The following is a 448-nucleotide window of genomic DNA, read 5'->3' as shown; positions in this document are numbered from 1 at the left end:
CCATCGGCTTTCATGCCGCGTAACAGCCAGTTACGACGGCCGACCTGTATCACAAGGCAAGAAATTCATCCAGAAGGAGAAAAGGCAACATGGCAACACGCTTTATGACTGACCCGCATGAGATGCGGGCGATGGCGGGCCGGTTTGAGGTCCACGCGCAGACCGTTGAGGATGAGGCCCGCAAGATGTGGGCGTCGTCGATGAACATCGCCGGTGCGGGCTGGAGTGGCCAGGCGCAGGCGACGTCCTACGACACGATGGGTCAGATGAATCAGGCGTTCCGCAACATCGTGAACATGCTGCACGGTGTGCGTGACGGGCTGATCCGCGACGCGAACAACTACGAGCAGCAAGAGCAGGCCTCGCAGCAAATCCTCGGCAGCTAGCCCCCACACTTTTATTTCAGGAGGAAAACATGACCATCAATTACCAGTTTGGCGATGTGGAT

The 448-nt window shown here is 57.6% G+C and carries 1 protein-coding gene; it reads left to right on the top strand.

Annotation, left to right across the window (positions count from 1 at the left end):
- Positions 1 to 89: 89 nt before the first annotated feature.
- Complete coding sequence (locus AC5Y2S_RS28940; protein WP_066914021.1) at positions 90 to 386, top strand: WXG100 family type VII secretion target; 297 nt, start codon at positions 90 to 92, stop codon at positions 384 to 386.
- Positions 387 to 448: the final 62 nt, after the last annotated feature.

This window comes from Mycobacterium sp. NGS69 (genome assembly GCF_059812165.1).
The sequence above is the reverse complement of the archived record's forward strand: the minus strand, read 5'-3'. Positions and strand labels throughout refer to the sequence as shown.

Excerpts from the sequence above, each read along its gene's own strand:
- AC5Y2S_RS28940 (WP_066914021.1), top strand. The coding sequence starts at position 90 with ATGGCAACACGCTTTATGACTGACCCGCATGAGATGCGGGCGATGGCG.